20 protein-coding genes and 2 pseudogenes are annotated in these 23145 nt (G+C 61.0%); 14 read left to right on the forward strand and 8 right to left on the reverse strand.

Annotated features, from left to right (window positions below):
* Window positions 1–46: 46 nt before the first annotated feature.
* Window positions 47–727 (reverse strand): GntR family transcriptional regulator, encoded by a 681-nt coding sequence (locus IC232_RS20080; RefSeq protein ID WP_190846732.1) that lies wholly within the window; start codon window positions 725–727, stop codon window positions 47–49.
* Window positions 724–1392, reverse strand: a complete 669-nt coding sequence (locus tag IC232_RS20085; protein ID WP_190846733.1) for a GntR family transcriptional regulator — start codon at window positions 1390–1392, stop codon at window positions 724–726. Before IC232_RS20085 ends, IC232_RS20080 begins: the two co-directional genes overlap by 4 nt.
* A 201-nt stretch (window positions 1393–1593) precedes the next feature.
* On the opposite strand from IC232_RS20085, the gene dctP reads away from it, so the two are divergent.
* The 10 genes from dctP to IC232_RS20135 all read left to right on the forward strand — a co-directional run bounded on the left by dctP (window position 1594) and on the right by IC232_RS20135 (window position 12916).
* Window positions 1594–2586, forward strand: coding sequence for a TRAP transporter substrate-binding protein DctP (dctP, locus tag IC232_RS20090; protein WP_190846734.1), 993 nt, complete (start codon window positions 1594–1596; stop codon window positions 2584–2586).
* A gap of 84 nt (window positions 2587–2670) precedes the next feature.
* Window positions 2671–3189: a TRAP transporter small permease gene (locus tag IC232_RS20095; RefSeq protein ID WP_190846735.1), complete on the forward strand. Its 519-nt coding sequence runs from the start codon at window positions 2671–2673 to the stop codon at window positions 3187–3189.
* Entirely contained in the window at window positions 3186–4487 is a 1302-nt protein-coding gene (locus IC232_RS20100) for a TRAP transporter large permease (protein WP_190846736.1), read from the forward strand. The genes IC232_RS20095 and IC232_RS20100 overlap by 4 nt, the downstream gene beginning before the upstream one ends.
* A gap of 28 nt (window positions 4488–4515) precedes the next feature.
* Entirely contained in the window at window positions 4516–4965 is a 450-nt protein-coding gene (locus IC232_RS20105) for a type II 3-dehydroquinate dehydratase (protein ID WP_190846737.1), read from the forward strand.
* Window positions 4966–4970: 5 nt separating this feature from the next.
* Window positions 4971–5873: a shikimate dehydrogenase gene (locus IC232_RS20110; RefSeq protein ID WP_190846738.1), complete on the forward strand. Its 903-nt coding sequence runs from the start codon at window positions 4971–4973 to the stop codon at window positions 5871–5873.
* Between the two features lie 174 nt (window positions 5874–6047).
* Window positions 6048–7541: a tetratricopeptide repeat protein gene (locus tag IC232_RS20115; protein ID WP_190846739.1), complete on the forward strand. Its 1494-nt coding sequence runs from the start codon at window positions 6048–6050 to the stop codon at window positions 7539–7541.
* 217 nt (window positions 7542–7758) lie between these two features.
* Entirely contained in the window at window positions 7759–9216 is a 1458-nt protein-coding gene (gene hydA / locus IC232_RS20120) for a dihydropyrimidinase (RefSeq protein WP_190846740.1), read from the forward strand.
* 69 nt (window positions 9217–9285) lie between these two features.
* A complete protein-coding gene (locus tag IC232_RS20125; protein ID WP_190846741.1) occupies window positions 9286–10734 on the forward strand; it encodes an amidohydrolase family protein in 1449 nt (482 codons plus the stop codon).
* A 7-nt stretch (window positions 10735–10741) separates the two neighbouring features.
* Complete coding sequence (locus IC232_RS20130) at window positions 10742–11413, forward strand: aspartate/glutamate racemase family protein (protein WP_190846742.1); 672 nt, start codon at window positions 10742–10744, stop codon at window positions 11411–11413.
* A 51-nt stretch (window positions 11414–11464) separates the two neighbouring features.
* Window positions 11465–12916: an amidohydrolase family protein gene (locus IC232_RS20135; protein WP_190846743.1), complete on the forward strand. Its 1452-nt coding sequence runs from the start codon at window positions 11465–11467 to the stop codon at window positions 12914–12916.
* Window positions 12917–13001: 85 nt separating this feature from the next.
* Here IC232_RS20135 and IC232_RS20140 read toward each other — a convergent pair whose 3' ends face one another.
* Window positions 13002–14639, reverse strand: coding sequence for an amidohydrolase (locus IC232_RS20140; RefSeq protein ID WP_190846744.1), 1638 nt, complete (start codon window positions 14637–14639; stop codon window positions 13002–13004).
* 188 nt (window positions 14640–14827) lie between these two features.
* Here IC232_RS20140 and IC232_RS20145 point away from each other — a divergent pair, with 188 nt between their 5' ends.
* The 3 genes from IC232_RS20145 to IC232_RS20155 all read left to right on the forward strand — a co-directional run bounded on the left by IC232_RS20145 (window position 14828) and on the right by IC232_RS20155 (window position 18220).
* A complete protein-coding gene (locus tag IC232_RS20145) occupies window positions 14828–15865 on the forward strand; it encodes an amino acid ABC transporter substrate-binding protein (RefSeq protein ID WP_190846745.1) in 1038 nt (345 codons plus the stop codon).
* Window positions 15866–15931: 66 nt separating this feature from the next.
* Window positions 15932–17104, forward strand: a complete 1173-nt coding sequence (locus IC232_RS20150; RefSeq protein WP_190846746.1) for an amino acid ABC transporter permease — start codon at window positions 15932–15934, stop codon at window positions 17102–17104.
* Window positions 17105–17107: 3 nt separating this feature from the next.
* Complete coding sequence (locus IC232_RS20155; RefSeq protein ID WP_190846747.1) at window positions 17108–18220, forward strand: amino acid ABC transporter permease; 1113 nt, start codon at window positions 17108–17110, stop codon at window positions 18218–18220.
* A 27-nt stretch (window positions 18221–18247) separates the two neighbouring features.
* On the opposite strand, the gene IC232_RS20160 is transcribed toward IC232_RS20155, so the two are convergent.
* The 4 genes and pseudogenes from IC232_RS20160 to IC232_RS20185 all read right to left on the reverse strand — a co-directional run bounded on the left by IC232_RS20160 (window position 18248) and on the right by IC232_RS20185 (window position 21731).
* Window positions 18248–19543, reverse strand: a complete 1296-nt coding sequence (locus tag IC232_RS20160; RefSeq protein WP_190846748.1) for an NAD(P)/FAD-dependent oxidoreductase — start codon at window positions 19541–19543, stop codon at window positions 18248–18250.
* A 359-nt stretch (window positions 19544–19902) separates the two neighbouring features.
* Window positions 19903–20352: pseudogene (locus IC232_RS33310) on the reverse strand (HupE/UreJ family protein); the annotation flags it as partial.
* 134 nt (window positions 20353–20486) lie between these two features.
* Window positions 20487–20975 (reverse strand): annotated as a pseudogene (ureG, locus tag IC232_RS20180) (urease accessory protein UreG); the annotation flags it as partial.
* Between the two features lie 504 nt (window positions 20976–21479).
* The gene (locus IC232_RS20185) at window positions 21480–21731 is read right to left on the reverse strand and encodes a hypothetical protein (protein ID WP_190846752.1); all 252 of its coding nucleotides are present in this window, start codon (window positions 21729–21731) and stop codon (window positions 21480–21482) included.
* Between IC232_RS20185 and IC232_RS20190 the strand changes: the two genes are divergently transcribed.
* On the forward strand, window positions 21705–22505 hold the full coding sequence (locus IC232_RS20190; protein ID WP_190846753.1) for a DUF72 domain-containing protein: 801 nt from the start codon (window positions 21705–21707) through the stop codon (window positions 22503–22505). The two genes, IC232_RS20185 and IC232_RS20190, sit on opposite strands and share 27 nt — an antisense overlap.
* A gap of 234 nt (window positions 22506–22739) precedes the next feature.
* On the opposite strand, the gene IC232_RS20195 is transcribed toward IC232_RS20190, so the two are convergent.
* Complete coding sequence (locus tag IC232_RS20195) at window positions 22740–22937, reverse strand: hypothetical protein (protein WP_190846754.1); 198 nt, start codon at window positions 22935–22937, stop codon at window positions 22740–22742.
* Between the last annotated feature and the right edge of the window lie 208 nt (window positions 22938–23145).

Here is a 23145-nt window from a genome sequence, read left to right on the forward strand (position 1 = left end):
GGTTGCGGTCGGGAGCCTGTGCCGAACCGGCCGGCTCCTTCTCGTGTCAGCTGATGGTTCCGGTTGCCAGCGCATGCTCGACACCCCCGGCCACGTGGCGCGTCAACGCCTCGCAGGCGCGCGCGGCGTCCCGCTTCAAGGCGCACTCCAGAAGCTCGGCATGTTCATTGGCCGCGATGTCGCCGCGATAGCTCAGGGCGATCATCTGGTAGCGCAGGTACTTGTCGAAGACCGCCGCGTGGTTGTCGATCAGCATCTTGGATCCGCAGGCGGAGATGAGCGCCTGATGGAACTGCCAGTCATAGCGCTTCCATTTCTCGGTCTGGGATCTGTCCCCTTGAGCCATCCGCTCTTCCATTCGGGCAAGCCGATGGTGGGCAGCAACGACGCGGCCCTCCCATTCCATGTCGCCAGCCCGGAACGACTGCTCCAGCGCCCTCCCCTCCAGGAGTTGCCGGAGTGCGGCGATCTCCCTCAGGTTCGCAATCGACACCGGAGCCACCTCGAAGCCCTTCTGGCCCTCGGCTATCACAAGCCGCTCGGAGTGGAGACGGTTCAGTATCTCGCGAAGCGTGCTGACGCTGGCGCCGTAATCCGCCTTGAGGCGATCGAGCTTCAGCTTCTTGCCGGGGCCCAGGCGGCCGAACACGATATCGGACCGGATCTTCTGGTAGGCACTTTCCCCAACTGTGCCGGTTTGCGGGATAACGAGCGTCTCGTCCGTCATGCCAGCGCCCCGCTCTCCAGCGTGTAGGCCACGCATCCATTCACATGCTGAGTGAGCACCGTGCAGGCTCTGTCGGCATCGCGTGTCAAGGCGCAATCGAGCAATGTCCGGTGCTCCGCCGCGGCGATTTCTCCTCTAAAGACGACGGCCACCATCTGGTAGCGAAGATATTGATCGAAGACGCCGCCATAGAGATCGAGAAGGGTCTGGGAGCCGCAGGCCTCGATCAGGGTCTGATGAAACTCGCGGTCGTAGCGTTTCCAGAGTTCCATTCCCTCCTGGTCTCCGGCCAGCATCCGCCGTTCCATGAAGGCAAGCTTGTGATGAGCGGCCACGACCCGGCTCTCCCATTCCAGATCGCCGGCTGTGAAGGACAGAGGCAGGGCATAGGTTTCCAGGAGCAGCCGCATGGCTGCAACATCCTCAAAGCCGTCAGGTGAGACGGGAGCAACCCGGAAGCCGCGCTGCCCCTCGGCGATGACCAGTCCTTCCGACGAGAGTCTGCTGAGGATCTCCCGCAGGGTGCTGACACTCGCGCCATAGGCACTTGCCAGCTGATCCAGCCGGAGGCGGGCTCTGGGCGCGAGACGCCCGAACACGATGTCGGCACGAATCCGCTCATAGGCGCGATCTGCAATGGATGTTGCCAGCAACTCAATGCTCATCCGGCCACCGCTGTCTCATTACATGGCATCGATGAACTCTCCCGCTGCCGCTCCGTCTTCAAAGCGCTGGCAGCTTCATCATAGGTTGATTGTTAAAATATCAGATGATTTTTATAATGACTATTGATTTAATAATCCTCGGAGCGGATAGTGCCTGCCAAGACGCACATGAATGCGCAGCAACCTGAAGGAGAGGAAATCATGGGATTCGATATCAACAGGCGTGTTCTGATGGCTGGAGGCGCGGCCCTTCTGGCATGGGGCATGGCTGGACCAGCCACTGCGCAGGCACCAACGAACCTGAGATTCTCGGCCGTCTTCTCGGAGCAGGACATCCGAGCGAACATGATGAAGCAGTTCGGCGAGGCGGTGAAGGCCCAGGGCTTCAACCTTCAGCCCTATTACGGCGGCACACTGTTCAAGCAGGGCACCGAGCTTGTCGCCATGCAGCGCGGCAATCTCGAGATGGGCAACATCGCCCCCCAGGACATCTCGAACCAGATCCCTGAATGGTCCATCGTCACATCGGCCTACCTGTTCCGCGACGCCGATCACCTGAAGAAGGTGTTCGCCAGCGATGTGGGCCAGCAGCTCAAGAAGATGGCCTCCGACAAGCTCGGCATCCACATTCTCGGTCCGACCTATTTCGGTGCCCGCCATGTGGGGCTCAAGCCCAACAAGAAGATCAGCAAGCCCGAGGATCTTGCCGGCATCAAGCTGCGCATGCCCGGCGGCGACGCCTGGCAGTTCCTGGGGCAGTCTCTTGGCGCCAACCCCACGCCGATGGCCTATGCGGAGGTCTATACCGGGCTGCAGACCGGCGCCATCGACGGGCAGGACAACCCGCTGCCCAACGTGCAGAACATGAAGTTCTACGAGGTGATGTCGCAGATCGCGCTGACTTCTCATCTCGTCGGATTTGACGTTCTGGCCGTGTCCAACAAGGTCTGGGATTCCCTGTCGCCGGAGAAGAAGGCAGCCATCCAAGCGGCGGCCGACAAGGCGATCGAGTGGAGCACGCAGGAACACCTGAAGCAGGAGGCGCAGCTCGCCACCTTCTTCAAGGAAAAGGGCCTTGAGGTCTATACGCCCGACCTGAAGGCGTTCCGTGAATTCGCTCAAAAGAAGTACTTGGCCTCGGATCTGGCGAAGAGCTGGCCGGCTGGCATGGTCGACAAGATCAACGCCATGTAAGGCTTGAAAGCTTCGGCCGCCGGGACTCGGTTCCGGCGGCCTTTTCAAAAGTGTTCAGCGCCTTCTCACGAAGGAACGGCTCCCATGACTTCCTCATTGCGGGCACTCGGCTCGTGGCTTGCTCGACGCGCGGAGAACATCGCCGCTGCCATGCTGGCCGCGATGTTCGCAGCTTTCCTCCTCCAGATCGCCTTCCGGTATCTTCTGGGGCTCCCGATCGGATGGACGCACGAGATCAGCGTCGTCCTCTGGCTCTGGCTCGTCCTCTGGGGCGCCGCGTTCGTCGTCAGCGAGCGTGAGGAAATTCGGTTCGACATCATCTATGGGGCCGTCGGCCCTAGGCCTCGCCGCGTGATGGCGCTCGTCAACGCATTCGCCGTGATTGCTCTCTACGTCATCTCGCTTCCGGCGGTTATCGATTACGTCACCTTCATGAAGGTGGAGAAAACAAGCTATCTCAAGATTCGCTTCGACTGGCTGTTCTCGATCTACGTCGTCTTCGCCATCGCTACCATCATCCGCTACATCTGGATCGCTTGGCAGGCCATGCGAGGCGTGGCGCCGGACGAATTCGACCCCACCAAAGCGAGCTCCGGCGTATGAACCTGACCAGCCCCTTCTCGATCTCGCTCGTTGCAATCACCGCCCTCGCCTTCCTCGGCCTGCCGATCGGCCACGCGATGATCGCGGGCTCGATCCTGTACCTGCTCCTGGCAGGCCTCGATATGGGAACAGCCGCCGAGCAGTTGCTTAATGGCATGTATTCCAACTACGTCATCCTGTCGGTCCCGCTGTTCATTCTCGCCGCCGAATTCATGAACATCGGCAGCATGACGGACCGCCTCATGGCGTTCTGCAATGCGCTGGTCGGCCGCTTCCGCGGCGGCCTCGCCCAGGTCAACATTCTGCAGAGCATCATCTTCGCCGGGATGTCCGGCTCGGCCATCGCCGATGCTGCCGGCACAGGGCGCATGATGCAGGCCATGATGACGCGCGACGGCCGTTATCCCGGAAGCTACGCTGCCGCCCTGACGGCGGTCTCGTCGGTGATCGGCCCCATCATCCCTCCATCGATCCCGATGGTGCTTTACGCCCTCGTGTCCGATGCTTCGATCGGTTTTCTCTTCCTCGGCGGCGTTGTTCCGGGCCTGCTGATGGCCCTCAGCCAGATGATCATCGTCGCAACCACTGCCCGACGAAGAAACTTCCCCGTCGAGAAACCAGTTCCGCTTCGCAAGCTGCCGCGGATCACCTGGGAGGCTTTTCCCTCGCTCATGATGCCGATCGTTCTTCTCGGCGGAATCTACAGCGGCGTGATGACTCCGACGGAAGCGGCAGCTGTCGCAGCCGGTTATGCGCTTCTCATATCGGCAGGGCTTTATCGCAGCGTGAGCTGGCGCGATTTCTATAATGCGCTTGCCGTCAGCGCCAGGACGACAGCCTCCATCGGCATGCTGATTGCAGGCGCGCTCGTGTTCAACTATGTCATCACTGTCGAGAACATTCCGGAAGGCGTAAAGGCCCTGCTTGCAGGGTGGAACTTATCCCCCGTCGGCTTCCTGATCTTCGTCAACGTCCTGTTGCTGCTCCTAGGATGTGTGCTGGAAGGAACGGCGATCCTGCTGATCGTGGTGCCGGTGTTTATCCCGACCGCCCAGGCCCTCGGAATAGACCTCGTGCATTTCGGCGTGGTGGTGGTCGTCAACATCATGATCGGGCTGATCACGCCGCCTTATGGGCTACTCCTGTTCATTATGGCAAACATCTCGGGCGAGCCCCTGCGCGACATCGTCCGTGACTCGCTGCCTTTCCTGTTCGCCATGATCATTGCGCTCGCAATCCTGACCTTCGTGCCCGAAACCGTGCTCTGGCTGCCGCGCCTCTTCGGCTACCAGGGATAAGCCTGCTCCTTTTCAGAGACAGATTCCAATGAGCAAGCCGATCTATATTCTCAACGGGCCCAATCTCAACCGCCTCGGAACGCGCGAACCCGAGATCTATGGGCGAACGACCTTGGTCGAGGTCGAAGCCATGTGCCGGGATGCCGCCTCCGGCCATCCGATTGTCTTCAGGCAGTCGAACCGTGAATACGAAGTCATCGATTGGGTGCATGAGGCCATTGACGAGGGGGGCGGGATCATCATCAACCCGGCCGCTTTCACCTTTACATCCATGGCCATCATGGATGCCCTTAAGATGTTTTCAGGCCCACTCATCGAGTTGCACATCTCGAATATCCACCGGCGTGAACCGATCTATCACAGATCCTACGTCTCCCCGGTAGCGACCGCCGTCATCGCGGGCCTCGGCACCAAGGGCTACTCGATTGCCGTGCGTGCCATGCTCGACATGATCGGCGCCTTGCCGGCAAAGGCTTAAAACCAATGGCAGGCAGCCCTTCGCCTGAACAGCAATCCCGGACCGGTGAAGCCTCGGGGTCATGGCGCCACCCTTCGGTCCTCGTCGGTCTGGTTGGCACTGGCATCCAGGCATCCCGGACCCCTGCCCTCCACGAGCGCGAGGGCGCGGAGCAGGGTTTGCGTTATGTCTACAAGCTGATCGACCTGGAGATGCTCGGCCTCGATGCAGGTGCGCTCCAGGAGATTCTTACGGCCGCCCAGCGTTTCGGCTTTGCAGGACTCAACATCACGCATCCCTGCAAGCAGGCCGTCATCCCTCTTCTCGACGAGCTGTCGCCGGATGCGGCGGCGCTCGGGGCTGTGAACACGGTCGTGCTGAACCGCGGCCGGCGCATCGGACACAACACCGATTGGTGGGGCTTCGCCGAGAGCTTCCGGCGCGAGTTGCCCGACGTGCGTCGCGATAGAGTTGTCCAGTTCGGCGCCGGCGGCGCGGGCGCGGCGGTCGCGCATGCCCTTCTCACCCTTGGAACCGGCGAAGTCGTTATTCTCGACACGGATGAGGCCAAGGCCAGGGATCTCAGCACCGCCCTGTGTGCACGGTTCGGCAAAGGCCGTGCCACTGCCAGCAGCTCACCCGCAGAGGCATTGGTTTCGGCCAACGGCATGGTCAACACGACGCCGCTGGGCATGGCAAAGTACCCCGGCATGGCGGTTCCCCCAGATCTCCTGCGCTCTGACCTATGGGTTGCCGATATCGTTTATTTCCCACTTGAAACGGAATTGCTGCGCCAAGCCCGTCTCCGCGGCTGCCGCACCATGTCGGGCGGCGGCATGGCAGTCTTTCAGGCCATTGGGGCCTTCCAGCATTTTACAGGCTTGGAAGCGAATACGGAGCGGATGCTCCGGCACTTCAGAGAAATGTGATCCGCAGTCGAACCAGCCCTGAGACTGTCCCTGGACCAGCAGTCGTGGCCATGGCGAGGCGCTGCATGCGCAGGCCTTAGGCTCATCGGCCCGCAAGGTCCAGCAAAGCCAGTGGGTGTAATCATCCTTCTCAGTGACTTGGCTTCAGCCTGCAATGAGATTCGGATCCTTCCCATGACGAACATCCAACTCCCTGCCGTCAGTGTTACAATGGCACTGGTGGCCAACCTGCAGGCGAGCCTGCCGGATTTCGGCCGCATCGTCGACCAGTTCGGGCATCCGGCTCCGGCTTTGCGGAAGCTGGGTCTTGTTCATTGGGAGAATGGACGTTTCGATACGGCGGCCCGAACCTTTGAGGCCGCTCTTTCCCTGATGCCCAACGATCCTGACATCTGGCGCGATCTCGCAAGCGTCTACAGCGGTTCGGATCGCGATGAGCAGGCGCTGACGGCCATACGGACATCCCTTCAGATCAATCCGCACAATGCTCAATCCTGGCAGACGCTCGCCAGCGTGGCAGACCGGCTGGATGATAGCGAGACGGCTGAGGACGCCTATCGGCGAACGGTCGCTCTCAATCCGGAGGCCGCCGCTGCCCATCTTGGCCTTGGACTGCTGTTGTTCAGGAAAAAGCAGTACCAGGAGGCTTTGGCGGCCGTGCGAGAATCCGTCACGCTCGATCCTGTCAACGGCTTGGCTCATTATGCCCTTGGACACCTATGCTTCATTGTATCCGATTTTGCGGACTGCGCGGGAGCGTTCGATGAAGCCGCACGGCTGACATTGCCGCTCGATCCGGCAGCTTTGCAGAAGCAGGCGCGGGCCATCACGTTCCAGACGATGATTGAAGGCCGCGTTCAGGAGGCCCTGCGAGACTACAACGAGATTGCAGGCGAGCACCGCGAGGATCTCGACATCATCGCGCGGGATGCTTTCTCCGTCCTCAGCGCTTCCGGCCACCTCGAAGCGGCCGCTGAGATCGGCCGGATGCGGCTTGCCGAGAAGCCCGATGACCCGGTCAGGCGCTATCTGCTCGACGCCGTTCTCGCGCGAAGCATGACGGCAGCACCTGTGGAGTATATCGAAACCTATTTCGATCAGTTCGCGCCACAGTTCGATGGCAAATTGCTTTCGACACTCCAATACGATGGCCCGCGTCAGATGACGAAGCTTCTGGCCGGGCACCGGACCGGCTTCAACCGCATGCTCGACTTGGGATGCGGCACCGGACTGGCCGCCGGGGAGCTGCTTTCGTTCGGCCCTAACCTGACTGGCGTTGACATCTCGTCAGGCATGCTGGCTGAGGCAGCCAAGCGCGGTGGATACTCCGAACTCGTTAAGTCGGAGGCTATGGCCTATCTCGAGGCAACCCCGAGCCGTTTCGATCTCATCTTCGCGGCGGATTCACTGATCTATTTCGGCGATCTCGGACCGATCCTGCGCGCCGCAGCCGGTGCCATGGTGCAAGGGGGCCTGTTCGCCCTGAGCATCGAGGTCGCCGCAGGAGACGGTTTCACGCTGCAACCCTCCGGCCGCTTCGCCCATTCCCTCGAGCACCTCAAGGCAGCGGCCACGGACTTCGCCATTCTGGACGTCATGGAAGGCACCATCCGCCTCGAAGCTGCGCGACCGGTGGCCGGCCTCTATGTCATTATGGAGAGACGCTGACAGCGCGTTTGCTCCTAGGGCCCCAAATCGACACCATCCTACAACGGTACACTTGAAACGGACTGGCTCATCAAAGCTTTGGACGAGGCACGATTTTGCGAGGGCAGACTGAACTCACGATTAGGCCCCTTGCTGCGTTTCAATCGATCTGCCTAGATTGCAGACAGAATCAAGATTGAACCAGACGCAAGTCCCAAGCTTCGGGGGTCTAACGACCGTGTACGATTTGGTCATCAAAGGCGGAAGCCTTGCGACTTCCGAAGGCGTGTCGACTGCTGATGTCGCGGTTCACGATGGCCAGATTGTTGCGCTGGGCCGGAACCTTCCGGACGGGCGACGCAATATTGATGCAACGGGACAACTGATCCTCCCCGGCGGCGTCGACGCCCATTGTCATATCGAGCAGCTCTCAGGCGGCGGGCTGATGAACGCCGACACCTTCGAGACGGCCACCCGCTCGGCTGCCTTTGGCGGCACCACGACTGTGATCTCCTTTGCAGCGCAGCATCGCGGGGACAGCCTGCGGGGTGTCGTCGAGAACTACTCGTGCCTTGCTGCGGCCGGCGCCGTAACGGACTATGCCTTTCATCTCTGGATTTCCGATCCGACACCGGAAACGCTGGAGCGGGACCTGCCGGAACTGATCCAGAACGGGCACCGGTCGATCAAGATTTTCATGACCTATGATCGCGTTCGCCTGCTCGATGAGCAGGTTCTGGACGTGATGATGGTAGCCCGCAAGTATGGCGCCCTTGTCTGCGCCCATGCCGAGAACCATGGCATGATCAAATGGATGGCCGACAGGCTTGTCTCGCGCGGGTATGTCGAGCCGAAATTTCATGGCATAAGCCACCCACGAGTGTGCGAGATCGAAGCATTCGAGCGCCTCATCCGTTTCTCCCAGCTCCTGGATCAGCCTATCATGCTGTTCCATGTTTCCACCGCCGAAGGCGCTGCCGTCATTCGCCGCGCCCGCGGCGAGGGTATCAAGGTCTTCGCTGAAACATGCCCGCAATATCTGTTCCTGACGGCGCAGGATCTGGACCGGCCAGGTTTGGAGGGCGCCAAATGGATGTGCAGCCCTCCTCCCCGCTCGACGGACGATCAGAAAGCCTTGTGGCGTGCGCTCGAACTCGGTGATTTGCAGGTCGTCTCCTCCGACCACGCGCCCTACAGGTTCGATGAGACCGGCAAGCTTTCCGCCGGCTCCAACCCGGACTTCAAGCAGATCGCCAATGGACTTCCCGGACTCGAGACACGCTTGCCGCTCCTGTTCGACGCCATGGTGAGCCAAGGCAGGTCGAGCCTGGAAAAGTTCGTCGAGCTGACAGCGACGGCGCCGGCCAAGATCTACGGCCTTTACCCGCGCAAGGGCGCCATTGCCGTTGGTGCCGACGCCGATATCGCAATCTGGAATCCGGATCGGGAGGTCACGCTTACCGATGACGGCTTGCACGACAATGTCGGTTACAATCCCTTTTCAGGCCGCACCCTGCGAGGCTGGCCCGAGATTGTTTTGCGTCGGGGAGATGTGATCGTCGCGGAAGGAAGGCTTCAGGCCGCGGCTGGATCAGGCCAATTGCAGCTGCGTGAACCTTCCGCCGCGATGCGGCCAACTGGGCGCCTGAGCCCAGAATTCGACCCCCAGACCAATTTCGGGGCACATCTGCTGTGAGCGCGCGGACAAGACCAACCAGCGTTCCAGCCTGTCAAAACTCATCTCTTTACACCGGTGCCTCACATCATGACTGACACTGTAACGGTTGTCCGAAAAGCCGCTTGGGTGGTCGCCTGGGACGAAGGCGCCGCGCGGCATGTCTACATACAGGATGCCGACGTAGCGTTCTCAAAGGCAGGGATCCTGTATGTGGGTCCGGCCTATGCGGATCATGCAGACGAGGAGATTGCCGGCACCTCCATTATGGTGATGCCCGGCTTCGTAAACGTTCACTGCCATTCCGGGGACGAGCCCATCGCCAAGGGCCTGTTCGAGGATGTCGGCACCTCAGCGCTCTGGGGCAATGCCCTCTACGAATACTCGGCCCTGATCGACTCAGACGAGGATGCCAAGGCCGCCTGCCAGACGGTGATGCTGGGCGACCTGATGCGCAGCGGCGTTACTACATATCTCGACATCGCATCGCCTCACGCGCAATGGCTCGCCTTGACGGCCGAAAGCGGATTGCGGGCCTATCTCGCCCCCGGCTTCCGCGAAGCGCAATGGCGCATGGGGGGCAGCCATCGCCTCGACTTCGAATGGAACGAGTCGCGAGGACGGGAGCGCTATGCCGAAGCGCTCGCCTTCGTGGATCAGGCGCGTGCTCATCCCAGCGGCCGCATCGATGGCGTGGTCGCACCGTCGCAGATCGAAACCTGCTCGGAAGAGCTGATCAGTGATGCCGTAGCTGAAGCACGCCGCCGCGGCATGCGGATCACCATCCATGCGGCGCAAACCATGGCGGAGCATGAGGAACTGCTTCGGCGCACGGGGGAAACGGCGCCTGCCATGCTGGAGCGCCTCGGCGTTCTGGGACCGGATCTGATCCTCGGGCATTGCATTTTCCTCGATCATCATTCCTGGACCCGGCAGCGCAGCCGCGACGACCTAGACCGGCTCGCCCGAAGCGGCACGTCGGTCGCCCACTGCCCGGTCACCTTCGCGCGCAGCGGCATGACCCTGGAGAGCCTCGGCGCCTATCTGCGCGCCGGCGTCAATGTCGGCATCGGCACCGACAGCTATCCCTTCAACATGATCGAGGAAATGCGCGAAGCCATGATCTGCTCGCGTGTTGCCGGCCGCAGCGTCTTCGACCTGGATACAGGCAGCCTTTTCGCCGCCGCGACGACCGGCGGAGCCAAAGCTCTCGGCCGCAGTGACATCGGACGACTGGCACCCGGCGCCAAGGCGGACCTGTCTCTCGTCGACCTGAGCCATCCAGCCATGCAGCCGATCCACGATCCGTTGCGCAATCTGATCCACTGCGCCGCAGAGCGTGCCATTCGCGATGTCTACGTGGACGGTCAGGCCATCGTGAAGAATCGCCGGATCGCCAATCTGGATTACGAGGGCGCTGTTCGCGAACTCCAGGATGCGCAGAGGCGCGCCTGCCGACGGGCAGAGCAGGACGATCCGCAGGGCCGCACCCTGTCTGTTCTGGCACCCTACTCATTGCCTCTCGCGGCCCAGAGATGAAGCAGCCATGAGTTCTTCGGTCTATGTCATCAATCCGAATTCGTCGCAGACGGTCACGGCTGCCATCGATGCAGCCGTGGCGCCCCTGAGAAGCACCGACGGGCCCGACATCGTTTGTCTCTCCCTGGCTGAGGGGCCGCCCGGCATCCAGTCTCAGCGGGATGTGGACGGCGTCATCATGCCGATGCTGCGCAAGGCATCAGAGCTGGAGGAGAGCGCAGGCGCCTTCGTCGTCGCATGCTTCTCGGATCCGGGCCTCCATGCCCTACGCGAGCAGAGCCGCCGTCGCGTCTTCGGGATTGCGGAATGCGGCGTGCTGACGGCTCTCACCCTCGGGCAGCGCTTCGGCGTGATCGCGATCCTGCCGACCTCGGTTCCGCGGCATCTGCGCTATTTCGGTGCGATGGGCGTCATGGATCGCTTCGCGGCCGACCTTCCGATCGGACTGGGCGTTGCTGAGTTGTCCGATGAGGGAAAAACCCTGGGTCGCATGATCGAGGTCGGGCGGACCTTGAAAACCGCTCATGGAGCCGACGCCCTCGTGATGGGCTGTGCCGGCATGGCTCGTTATCGCGCAACCCTTGAAGAGGCTGTCGGGATCCCCATCGTCGAGCCGACCCAGGCCGCCGTCGCCATGGCGGTCGGCCATGTCCGCCTCTCGCAGGCTCTTGAGTCCTGACGGCACTCACACTCTTCTGATAGGCCCTTTCCTGTCTCCCTGGAGCTTTCTATGACCGACACCGTCGCAAAGACGACCCTCTTCCGAAACTGCGACTGGATCGTCGCCTGGGACGAGGGAGCGAAATCGCATGTCTATCTTCGCAACGCGGATTTCGTAATCCGGGGAGCGGACATCGTCCACGTCGGGAGCGGCTATTCCGGCTCCGCCGATACGGAAGTCGATGCCAGCCGAATGATGATCATCCCCGGCTTCGTGGACATCCACAGCCATCCCGGCCATGAGCCCGGTTGGAAGGGCATGCTGGAGGAGCTGGGTAGCCCGCGCCTTGGCCAGAGTTCTCTCTACGAATTCATGCCGGTCTTCCAGATCGGTCCCGAATACACGCGCCCGGCGCTTCGCGTCGCTGCATCGGAGCTCCTGAAGAGCGGCGTCACGACCATCTGCGATCTCGGCAGGCCGCGCGAGACCTGGGCCGATGAATATGCTGAAACCGGCATTCGCGCAGTCCTCTGGGGGATGTTCCGCTCCGGTCCCTGGAAAACCACCAATGGCCACTCGGTGGAATACAACCTCGATCCGGCAACCGGAGACCGGTTGCTGCGCGAGGCGATCGACATCGCTGATGCGGCCTCGAAGCACCCGAGCGGACGCATCACCGGCTACTTCACACCCGCCCAGATCGACACCTGCACGGAGGGGCAGATCCGCGACGCGCTCGATGCTGCACGTGAGCGCAACCAGCCGATCCAGATCCACGCCGCGCAGAGCATCGTCGAATTCCAGGAGATCATGCGCCGCTATGGCTGCACCCCCATCGAGTGGTTGGACAAGATCGGTGCCCTCGGGCCCGACACGATCATCGGTCACTGCATCTTCCTGAATGATCATCCCTGGTTGCATTGGCCCCATGCTAACGATTTCGAGCGCCTGCGCGACAGCGGGGCTCAGGTCGCACATTGCCCCGTGGTCTTCGCCCGGCGTGGCATCGCCCTAAACACCTTGAGCCGCTATGTGAAGGCAGGCATCCAGGTCGGCATCGGCACCGACAGTTTTCCCCACAACATGCTCGATGAACTCCGCATGGCCTGCTACGCGGGCCGAATCATTGCGGGGAGCTTCACGGCCTCGACAACGCGAGACGCGTTCATGGCAGCCACGGCCGTGGGCGCCGACATGATCCGCCGCCCGGACCTGGGGCGCCTTGCCCCTGGCTGCAAGGCGGATTTCTCGGTCGTCGACATGAGCAACCCCTACATGCAACCCGATTACGAGCCGATCCGCAGCCTCGTCTACTCGGCCAACGACAGGGCCATCAGGGATGTCTATGTCGATGGTCGCCAAGTAGTTCGCGACGGCGAGGTGCTGGACTTCGACATCGACGAAGACATCGAGATGCTGCGTCGAGGCCAAGCCGAGGCGATTGCGTCAGCCTCCCGGCGAGACTGGGCGGGACGGGAACTCGAAGAGTTGAGCCCCCGCGTCTTCCCCATCCGCAATTGAGTGGCAGGTTCACAAAGCACGTAAGGCCCCGAGATCCCTCGGGGCCTTTTGAATTGTCGCGCCATATCTTCTTGAGATACGCGGATCAGCGAGCTGTCTCTCCGTGACGGTCGAACACCACTTCGCCTCCGCGGATCGTGAGATCGCAACGGGTGTCGTTGAGAATTTCCTCAGGCGAAGCCGTCAGAAGATCGCGGGAGAACACGGCGACATCCGCCGCGAGGCCCGGCACGAGGCGCCCCCATTCGTGCTCGGCCTTGTTCACGTATGCGCCGAACTCCGTGAAGGCAGTGATGGCCTGCTCAATGGAGACCACCTCCCGTTCATCCATGACGGTGCCGTGGGAGGTCTTGCGGGTGAGCATCGAATAGAAATTCGGGAAGGGATTGATGTCGCAGACCGGCGCGTCACTGCCGGCAGCAGGCTTGAAGCCGAGATCGATCCAGGTCTTGAGTGGATAGGAGGGCTTCGCCCGCTCCTCGCCTACGACGGAAACGTAGAGGTCCCCGAAATCGTAGATGAACACGGGCTGCGGAACCGGCTGGACGCCCAGGCGCTTCATGCGGGCATTCTGGTCGGCTCGCGCATAGCCTGCGTGCTCGATTCTGTGGCGGCGATCGGGATCCGGCATGGCTTCGAGAGCCCGCTCGAAGGCGTTAAGCGTCTGCTCGATCGCCGCATCCCCGATAGCATGGACAGCCAGCTGATAGCCTTTTGCGTGGTAGTCATGCACAAGATCGTTCATCTCGTTGTCGTGCAGGAGCATCAGGCCGGTTGTTCTCGGCTCTCCGACGTAAGGCTCGCTCATGGCGGCAGTCCGGCCGCCGGCGCTGCCGTCGGTGAAGATCTTCACGGGACCGACGCGCAGCATGGAGTCGCCCACGCCCGTCACCACGCCATCCGCATAGGCTTGCTCCAGGATGCCGCCCGGACCTCCAAGCAGGCACTGCGTCGTCCGCACGGGCAGGCGACCGAGGCGCTGAGCGGTGCGGTAAGCCGCGACTTCCCGGTAGCCCGCTCTCATGCCGACACCGGCATCCATCACGCTGGTGATCCCATAGGAAAGGCATGCACGGCCGGCATCATCGATAGCCTGAACGAGTTCTTCGTCCGTCGGCTCCGGCAGAACGGCCTTGAGGCGGTCACGCCCGGTCTCCGCCAGCAGCCCCGTCAAGCGCCCGTCCCGCTGCTCGATGGCGCCCCCCTGCGGAACGGGAGTCGATTCGTCGATGCCTGCCAGTTCGAGCGCCTTCGAGTTGCAGATCGTCACGTGGCCGCAGGCCCTCACGATGGCAACGGGATGATCGGGCGCAACGGCATCGAGCTCTTCGCGAAGGGGATGACGCCTGACGTCGAGTTCGAATTGATCATATCCGCGTCCCTGGATCCATTGACCAGGCGGCGTAACGGAAGCGCGCTGCCTAACCCTTTCGAGCAATGCCGCAAGAGTGGGCGCGGAGGCCGCACGCACATCAACGTGCCCCATGATGACACCGTAAGGGAGAAGATGCATATGCGAGTCGCACAGGCCAGGAGTGGCGAGGCGGCCCGCGAGATCGATCACGCGTGTCCGCGGCCCAATAAGTGCCTCCATGTCGGCTGCCGACCCCGCCGCCAGCACCTGACCGGCCCAGAGGGCGACCGCTTCGGTCACCTGTTCTGAGAGGCCACGGAAGACGCGGCCGTTTGTGAGGACAGTATCGGCTTGAGGCAGGATCGGCATGACAACTCGCGAACGATAAGCAGCGGCAAGACTTACTGCGGAAGGATCGCGACTGTGCATCCCTTTTGGTCAACCGGCAAGTTCCGGAATGCCTTACGTTGGGAAATTCTACCCTTGATACCTCGGTTGTTTAGGGTCTAGCTTTGAAGGGTAGCGGCCGGATAAGGCGCACGGAAAGAGGGAATACAATGACACAATCCAGATCTTTGGCCCGTTGGCTCGCAATGGGCCTCATCGCGGGTGTTGCCGCCGTTTCGGCCGCTCCGGCTTCTGCACAGGCGACCCTCGACACGGTCAAGAAGCGCGGCAAGATCCTCTGCGGCGTCTCGCCCGTCTCGCCCGGCTTCTCTTATGCCGACGACAAGGGCGCGCGACGCGGCTTCGATGTCGATGTTTGCCGCGCGATTTCGGCGGCGATCTTCGCCGATCCCGACAAAGTGGAATTCGTCCCGCTCAATACGAACGTTCGCTTCCAGGCCGTACAGTCCGGTGAGGTGGATATCCTGTCCCGCCAGAACACCTGGAGCTTCTCACGCGACGCATCCCTCGGCCTCGATTTCGGGCCTGTGGTGTTCTACGACGGTCAGGGTTTGATGGTATCAACCAAGCTCAATGTGAAGAGCGCCAGCGAACTCGCCGATGCCGCGATCTGCCTCCTGCCCGGCACCACCACGCTCCAGAACCTGGAGGATTTCTTCCGACCCAGGAACATCAAGTATGAATCCGTGGTGTTCGAAAATTCCGACGAATGGCGCAATGCATTCTTCAACGGGCGCTGCGATGCCATCACCTCGGACCGCTCGGATCTCGCTTCCGTCCGTGCCATCGCCAACAATCCTTCGGAATACGTCGTCCTGCCGGAGACCATATCGAAGGAGCCGCTTGCCCCGACAGTTCGTCAGAACGATCCGAACTGGCGCGATATCCTGAGCTGGACGGTCTATACCCTCATTGCCGCCGAGGAGAAGGGCATCACCCAGGCCAATGTGGACGAGCAACTCAAGAGCCAGGATCCGGAGATCCAGCGCATGCTGGGTGTGAACGGCGACCTCGGAAAGATGCTCGGCCTCGATAACAAGTGGGGCTACAACGTCATCAAGTCCCTTGGAAACTACTCGGAAGTCTTTGAGCGTAACCTCGGCCCTGAGACACGTCTTGGCCTGTCTCGCGGCCCGAACGAGCTCTGGAACAAAGGTGGCCTGCTCTACGCGCCGCCTTTCCGGTAGTCTGAAATCAACGGGCGGCCGTGCGGCCGCCCGTTCCGTCTTCAGTGCTCCCCGGAAAGGATCAACATGCGGGTAGATGCGATGAGCGGGACGAGGCTCCTCTACAATCTTCGCTTCCGGGCGATCCTTTATCAGGTCCTCGCGGTCGGGAGCATCGTTCTCCTTGGACTCTATCTGTTTTCGAACGTCTCGCAGAAGCTTGCCGAACAGAACATCGCCACGGGCTTCGATTACCTGAGCCGCGAGGCAGGCTTCGTCATCAGCCAGACGATGATCGACTACAAGCCGACAGACACCTACGGCCGCGCCATCCTGGCCGGCATCGTCAACACGATCTGGGTCTCGGTCTGGAGCGTCGTGCTAGCTTCCGTCCTGGGCCTCGTCGTCGGCATCGCGCGACTGTCGCGCAATCCGCTGCTCGCTCTTCTCGCCTTCCTGTACGTGGAGGCTTTGCGGAACGTCCCTCTCCTGCTCTATCTCTTCCTCTGGTATGCCCTGATCGTCACCGGCTTGCCGGCGGTCCGGGAGGCGTGGGAGGTCCTTCCCCACGTGTTTGTGAGCAACAGCGGGCTAACCGTTCCGTCGCTGGTTTGGACCCGTGCTCATACGATTATATTCGCTGCGCTGGTTCTGGGAGGAGTTCTCGCGGTTGCCGTTCACCGCCGCATCACCGCAGAGCGCATCAGAACCGGAAAGGCGCAAACCGTTTGGCCGTGGGTTGGCCTTGCTCTCTTGCTCCCGCCGGCTCTCGCCTTCCTGATCCTGCAGCCTGAGTTCACGGTCAGCCTTCCCGAGAAGGGGCGCTTTCGCCTGACCGGCGGTTCGCAGCTCACGCCGGAATTCACGGCTCTCCTCGTCGGTCTTGCCCTGTCCGCCTCGGCGGGCATCGCAGAGATCGTGCGAAGCGGCATCCTGTCGGTGCGCAAGGGCCAATGGGAAGCATCGCGGGCCCTGGGCCTGAGAGACGGGCTGACGATGCGGCTCGTGGTGCTGCCGCAGGCGCTGCGGGTCATCATCCCTCCGCTCACCAGCAGTTACTTGAGCCTCTTCAAGAACTCGTCCCTTGCCATTGCGATCGGATACCCGGATCTCGTGATGGTCTCGAACACGACCATGAACCAGACCGGTCAGGCAATCGAGGGCATTGCGATTTTCATGCTGGTCTATCTGGGCTTATCGATTGCGATCTCGCTGTTCATGAACTGGTACAACAGCCGTGTCGCGTTGAAGGAGCGCTAGGCCATGACGACTGCAACCGACATTGCCGAAGCGCAACTCAAGATGCCTCTTCGGCGTGAGCCGGATATAGGACGCCGCCTGCTCCATCGTACGCTGAAGCCCCTCATCGGCACCCCGGTCAATGCGGTGATCACGCTGGTCAGCCTGTGGATCATTTGGCTCGCGGTTAAGGGCGCCTATGGCTGGCTTGTGACCCGAGCCGTCACCACAGGGGGCGCTCAGGCGTGCAAGATGGGGCAAGGTGCCTGCTGGCCCTATTACGAAGCCAAGCTTCGCTTTATGACCTTCGGCGTCTATCCTTACGACGAGCACTGGCGCGTCATGCTCGCAATGATCCTGTTCCTCGGTGCGATCATTGTGACGATGATCCCACGCTTTTGGACGAGCAGGCTCCTCGTTCTCTGGGGTGTCACGATCGTGACGACGGCGGTTCTGCTCTGGGGCGGGGTATTCGGCCTTCGTTATGTGCCGACGACGCAATGGAGCGGCCTGCCACTCTCGTTCTTGCTCTCGGCTGTCGGCCTAGCCCTCGGCTTTCCTCTTGGGGTCGTGCTGGCCTTAGCCCGCTCTTCGAAGCTTCCTGCCATCCGGGTGATCGCCATTGTATTCATCGAGGTGATCCGAGGCGTGCCGCTCATCAGCATCCTGTTCATGGCGTCCGTCATGCTGCCGCTCTTCATGCCGAGCGGGATCACTGTCGACAAGCTGCTACGGGCTCAGATTGCCATCATCATCTTCGCAGCTGCCTATATCGCAGAGGCCGTACGCGGCGGGCTGCAGGCAATCCCACGGGGACAGCACGAAGCCGCCAGTGCCATGGGGCTGCACTACTGGCAGTCCATGCGTCTGATCGTTCTGCCCCAGGCTCTGAAGATCGCAATTCCGCCGCTGGTGAACATTTCCATCGGCTTCTTCCAGGACACGACCCTCGTGACGATCATCGGCCTCCTGGATTTCCTTTCCACCGTGCGCACGGCGATGACGGATCCCAATTGGGTTGGCATTGCTGTGCTGGAAGGCTACGTCTTCGCCGCTGTCGTATTCCTGGTGTTCTCCTACGGGATGGGCGCCTACAGCCGCTTCCTGGAACGCCGCATGCGCCTTGGGCACGACTAGCGCATCGTGAGAAACTGGAGACCCGCGTCAGGCGACGCGAGCCGCACGACGCTCCTTGGCAAGATCCATGGCTTGGTAGGTCCAGTAGGTGAGCTGTGCCGCGGCAACACCGAACAGACCTCCATTCCACCTGAGGCCGAACGGCTCATAGAGCCTGTAACGGTCGCTTGATCCGAGGATCCCTTCCGCGATCACGCGTCCTCCGATGGCTGTCGTGTTCATGCCGCGCCCACCGAAGCCGAACACATACCAGACCCCCGGACGGAGCTGCCCGATGAGCGGCATCAGGTGGCGGGCATAGGCCATGAGGCCCGACCACGCCGTATCCACGCGCACGCCCTCGAGTTGCGGATAGGTGGAGACCATCGTTCTCTGCATCATCTGAGCGAGGCGGCGGGGCTCGGTCGTGCGGGTTGTGATCCGGCCGCCCCAGAGAAGGCGTCTGCCGTCGTCAACGAGGCGGTAGTAGTCCCCGGCACGACGATTGTCGCTGATCGCCATCGGCGTGCGCACCGCCTCCGCGATCCTTTCGGGCATTGCCTCCGTCAGCAGCACGTAGGTTGCGATCGGCAGGATGCTGCGGCGCAAGAGGGGCACCAGCTCGTCCGTATACCCGCCCCCAGCTAGAACAACGTCTCGTGCTTTCACCTCTCCCTGCGCTGTCCTGACGGTTTTCTCAGCCCGGTCGAGATCGCATCCCGTGACGCGGGACTTCTCGAAGATCTGTCCACCAAGGGCCTCGATGGCCTTCGCCAGCGAGCGGGCATAGTTGAGAGGATGAAAGTGAAAGCTCGCAGGGTCGTAAATCGCCTGATGATACTTCGGCGACCGCAGCACGGCTCGCACGGCATCGGTCGGCATCACTTCGAGGCGATAACCGAATTCCCTCTGCATCATCTCGCAATGCCGCTCAAGGCTATCCGGATCATGATATCGAAGCACGCTCAACTTGCCGTAAACGCGCTTGTTGTCGCTCATGGTGAGGCCGTCGATGTTCTCCTCGACGATCCGGGCGCCCTCGATCGAAAGACGGTGCAGAACCTGCGCCCGCTCCGCCCCAACCATACGGGTTATGTCAGCATGACCTGTTGCATATCCGGGCCCGACAAAGCCGCCGTTACGTCCAGAAGCCCCCCAGCCAACCCTTTCAGCCTCAAGAACCACCACGGAGCGCCCCGCCCGTGCCAGATCGAGTGCCGCCGTAAGACCTGCGAGGCCACCGCCTACGATGACTGCGTCGGCGGTCACTGCTCCCTGGAGAGAAGGCCGTTGCGACCCATCAGCAAGTGTGCGGGCGTAATAGGTATCTCCGTATCCGGTCATGGAGTGCGCCATTCATTGGTTTCATCCAAGACCGTAACCGGCGAAGCATCGACTGCAAAGGTCCCTTGAGCATCAATGTACACAATCGAAATACTCGACGTCATTAGAAACCCGCCAGTGAACATCGCAGTCGTCCCCTTGGTAAAACCCGGAAGGATCGCTTCGAGTCAGGCACCAATGTCCCGGACCTTTTGGAATGTCCGTTTAGGTGGGGATTGCTGCAATCTGACTTAAGTGTCAGGTGTACCAGAAGCGGACCGGCCGATGCGGTGGTGGACCTTTGCGTCAGGAGTTCTCAATTAATCAGTACAGATCGATAAGAGTGGATAGGCAACCTACGCTCCCCGTGATTGGCAACCTCAACTCAGCGATATAGCAAGGTCTGCAATACTGACGTCCACACCTGCCAAGCGGTGGATCTTCTGGCGGCCAACGAGGACAATGCCTAGTGTGGGACCCGCACTATGCAGAAGGGCGGTGGCCGAAACAAGGACGAGACTATAACGGGTTGCTGCGGCTTCCATTGGCATCTCAGTTCCATGAGCGCAGCCTTGGAAGAGGGAAAACATTCCGGTCAGCATTATAGCTACAGTGGTGCTTCAGCGGATCCTAGCGGATAGCGCTACGCCGAGAATGACCACCGAAAGGAAAATGCCCACCTCGGCAGCCGGAATTTCAATGCCCATGAATACGATCACGCCACCGACGAGCATCATGGAAGCGAAGGTCGCCGGAACGGCTCAGACAGCCCGTTCACTGGGCACAGCGGCAAAGAGACCGACTGCTATGATGGCCAGCATATGGTCAAGACCGTTAAAGGGTGCGCAAACCCGTCACCTAATCCTGAAACGGGATGGATGCTCGTATGCGCAAGGGCCGGTATGGCCGACACCACTATGAAAACGACAAGAAGGGCATGCTTCAATCTCATAGGATGCTCCTCTCAGGCGGCCGCGGATAGATCGCCCGCTCTTTCGATAAATTGCGAGATGGCGTTGATGCCAACGCCATCTCGAATATCGCTGAAGACATAGCGGCGCTGGCTGCGCATGCGCTTCTTGTCCTCCACGACAGCGAGATACGCCCCAACGTAGGGCGCAAGTTCGATCCTGTTGATCACCAAAAGGTCTGAGCGGGTGTAGCCTGTGCCACCCTTGCGTGGAACTTCTTCACCGTCCGCGATGTCGATGACGTAGATTGTCAGATACGCGAGTTTGGGCGAGAACGTCGCCGACAGATTGTCGCCGCCGGACTCCACCAGCACGACGTCGAGCTCGGGGAAGCGTTTCCGCATGGTGGCGATGGCGGCTAAGTTGATCGAGGTATCCTCCCGAATGGCTGTATGCGGGCATCCGCCTGTCTCAACCCCCATGATGCGCTCAGCCTGCAGGGCTCCGGCCACCGTGAAGAGGCGGGTATACTCCTTCGTGTACCGCTACTCCTCCCGAGAGCAGACCATCGTTGTACTTCAGCTCAGTGTCAAAAGGTGCAGTTCGCAATCATACAAGTTCGAGGTCTGTTTAGCAGCCCAAGAGTATGCATAGTGAATAATAGAGCCTAGACTCCGGGCGAACAGGCGCGATGCCTACGCATCTCTCGCCTCGCCTGCTACGCGCCTGATCTGATGGGCCCAGATGGGCGCCCGCAAGATCAGGCAGGCACAGGAACGGACCGAGCCGGAGTACATCTGCGCATGGTCTCAACACAGCAGGCAGTGACCCCCACCGCTCTCGAAGCGCAAAAGAATATCCGCGGGAGTAAGCGTGGTGTGAGTATGGGAACCCTGATTCGGCTAGTGCTTAAACTCGAGAGGAGGCGGAACGGCCCTGTGCCTATTGACGTTGGCAGAGGAAGATTTCTCCGATGACCGGAGCTTACAATCAGCTCAAGCGACAGTGATCCGCCCATGCCCACCGACCCTGACACAACCCCTTGATCAGATCTTGACCTTAGCACGGAAGATGGTCGACGACTGCCCCTCTGTGCCGGTAATGCTTCGCTGATCGTCATGTGGGTCCGCGAGATTCGGGAGCGCCGTCCAAGCCGACAGGAACTGGAGGCGCTGGTGGATGCAACCTGCAAAGGCTTTTTGCCAGACCATAAACGCAAGCTCTTGATCGAGGATCTGTGCGCCTTGGTCCGCTTCGGCGAGTGAGGGAGCATGCAGACCTTTATTAACCGTGTCCACGTGAGCTCTCGAGTTCCCCGTCTGTTCGGCGATGGAGCGGTTTGCACACTACGGATCGGAACCGCCGCTTGGAACATCCCCAAGGAGCATACAGCCCGCTTTCCTCTGGCGGGATCCCAATTGGAGCGATACGGCGCTGTCCTTAACGCGGTCGAGATTAACTCCTCGTTCTGTCGTCCGCATCGGACAGCCACCTACGAGCGCTGGGCAGCGTCAGTGCCAGAGGACTTTCGCTTTGCCGTGAAGGTACCAAAGGCGATTACCCACGAGCGCCGGTTGAGGGAGGTGGGTAATCTGCTGGAGCGCTTCCTTTCAGAGGTGGGAGGCCTCGGGCCCAAGCTCGGGCCGCTACTGGTTCAACTGCCTCCGAGTTTGGCCTTCCAAGCTGGCATCACTGACAGCTTTCTGAGGGAGCTGAGAGCCCGGGTCCAAGGCAGCATCGTTTGCGAACCCCGACATATCTCCTGGTTCACACCGGAGGTTGAGGCCCTGCTCGCCGAGCTCCGGATCGCCCGCGTCGCAGCCGACCCAACCCCGGTTCCAAGCGCAGGTGACCCGGGTGGCTGGCGCGGTCTGTCGTACTATCGCCTGCATGGCTCGCCCCGGATCTACTACTCTGCCTATACTGCCGAATATCTGGCAGCCATCGCGGAGGTGCTCGCGAGGGATGCCGGAGCGGGCGTCGACACCTGGTGCATCTTCGACAACACGGCGGCTTTTGCCGCGACGGGTGATGCACTCACGACCAGAAGTCTCGTGCAGGTTCGCCTTTGAGGATCTCCGACGGCCCCGACGCAGAGGTCCCATTAATCCCTACAATCCTCGCATGGTGTGCATCATTTCGTTGATGTCCCGCACGAGAGTGGCCCCAATGTAAGGCTTTGACACAAAGTGCTCATAGTCCGGGATCTCGTCAGGACTCGGTTGGGCATAACTGGACGAGATCAGCAACAGCACCTGCGGCCAGCGCTGGTAGACCTGTTCGTATCGATCAGGGCTAGATGAGGCTCAGGATGGAGAGCATTCATGGTCGGCATCTCTGATTTCCATCTGGCGCAGGATGGCGATGAGCGGGTCGGGGATTGGTGCATCGAGCACATCCCGATAGGTCTCGGCGAACGCGCGTGCGATCATGAAGGTGGCGATATCCGGGTGTAAGTCGTTCACATGCGGCAGGCGCACGTCACCTGAAGCGTCGGGCGGCATTGATGCTCTCCTTGGGTGCTTGCTTGGTAGGCCCATCGCGGCTGCTCAGGCTAACATACATTAATCGGATGAACCGTTAGCCCAGGAAAGGGTTTCAGCGTGGCGGCAGAAACACTCCATCGACACTAACGTGTGAGGTCCGACGACATCGTTTCAATTTTCTGATCGTCAGATGAGCCTCTGAGATGCGATGCTGATCCTGTTGCTG

The sequence above is a fragment of the Microvirga sp. genome, from assembly GCF_014699075.1.
GTDB lineage: Bacteria > Pseudomonadota > Alphaproteobacteria > Rhizobiales > Beijerinckiaceae > Microvirga.

Excerpts from the sequence above, each read along its gene's own strand:
- IC232_RS20080 (WP_190846732.1), bottom strand. The coding sequence starts at position 727 with ATGACGGACGAGACGCTCGTTATCCCGCAAACCGGCACAGTTGGGGAA.
- IC232_RS20100 (WP_190846736.1), top strand. The coding sequence starts at position 3,186 with ATGAACCTGACCAGCCCCTTCTCGATCTCGCTCGTTGCAATCACCGCC.
- IC232_RS20135 (WP_190846743.1), top strand. The coding sequence starts at position 11,465 with ATGACCGACACCGTCGCAAAGACGACCCTCTTCCGAAACTGCGACTGG.
- IC232_RS20125 (WP_190846741.1), top strand. The coding sequence starts at position 9,286 with ATGACTGACACTGTAACGGTTGTCCGAAAAGCCGCTTGGGTGGTCGCC.
- IC232_RS20085 (WP_190846733.1), bottom strand. The coding sequence starts at position 1,392 with ATGAGCATTGAGTTGCTGGCAACATCCATTGCAGATCGCGCCTATGAG.
- IC232_RS20115 (WP_190846739.1), top strand. The coding sequence starts at position 6,048 with ATGACGAACATCCAACTCCCTGCCGTCAGTGTTACAATGGCACTGGTG.
- dctP (WP_190846734.1), top strand. The coding sequence starts at position 1,594 with ATGGGATTCGATATCAACAGGCGTGTTCTGATGGCTGGAGGCGCGGCC.
- IC232_RS20195 (WP_190846754.1), bottom strand. The coding sequence starts at position 22,937 with ATGCCGCCCGACGCTTCAGGTGACGTGCGCCTGCCGCATGTGAACGAC.
- IC232_RS20155 (WP_190846747.1), top strand. The coding sequence starts at position 17,108 with ATGACGACTGCAACCGACATTGCCGAAGCGCAACTCAAGATGCCTCTT.
- IC232_RS20105 (WP_190846737.1), top strand. The coding sequence starts at position 4,516 with ATGAGCAAGCCGATCTATATTCTCAACGGGCCCAATCTCAACCGCCTC.
- IC232_RS20130 (WP_190846742.1), top strand. The coding sequence starts at position 10,742 with ATGAGTTCTTCGGTCTATGTCATCAATCCGAATTCGTCGCAGACGGTC.
- IC232_RS20095 (WP_190846735.1), top strand. The coding sequence starts at position 2,671 with ATGACTTCCTCATTGCGGGCACTCGGCTCGTGGCTTGCTCGACGCGCG.
- IC232_RS20140 (WP_190846744.1), bottom strand. The coding sequence starts at position 14,639 with ATGCCGATCCTGCCTCAAGCCGATACTGTCCTCACAAACGGCCGCGTC.
- IC232_RS20190 (WP_190846753.1), top strand. The coding sequence starts at position 21,705 with ATGCAGACCTTTATTAACCGTGTCCACGTGAGCTCTCGAGTTCCCCGT.
- IC232_RS20160 (WP_190846748.1), bottom strand. The coding sequence starts at position 19,543 with ATGACCGGATACGGAGATACCTATTACGCCCGCACACTTGCTGATGGG.
- IC232_RS20110 (WP_190846738.1), top strand. The coding sequence starts at position 4,971 with ATGGCAGGCAGCCCTTCGCCTGAACAGCAATCCCGGACCGGTGAAGCC.
- IC232_RS20150 (WP_190846746.1), top strand. The coding sequence starts at position 15,932 with ATGCGGGTAGATGCGATGAGCGGGACGAGGCTCCTCTACAATCTTCGC.
- IC232_RS20145 (WP_190846745.1), top strand. The coding sequence starts at position 14,828 with ATGACACAATCCAGATCTTTGGCCCGTTGGCTCGCAATGGGCCTCATC.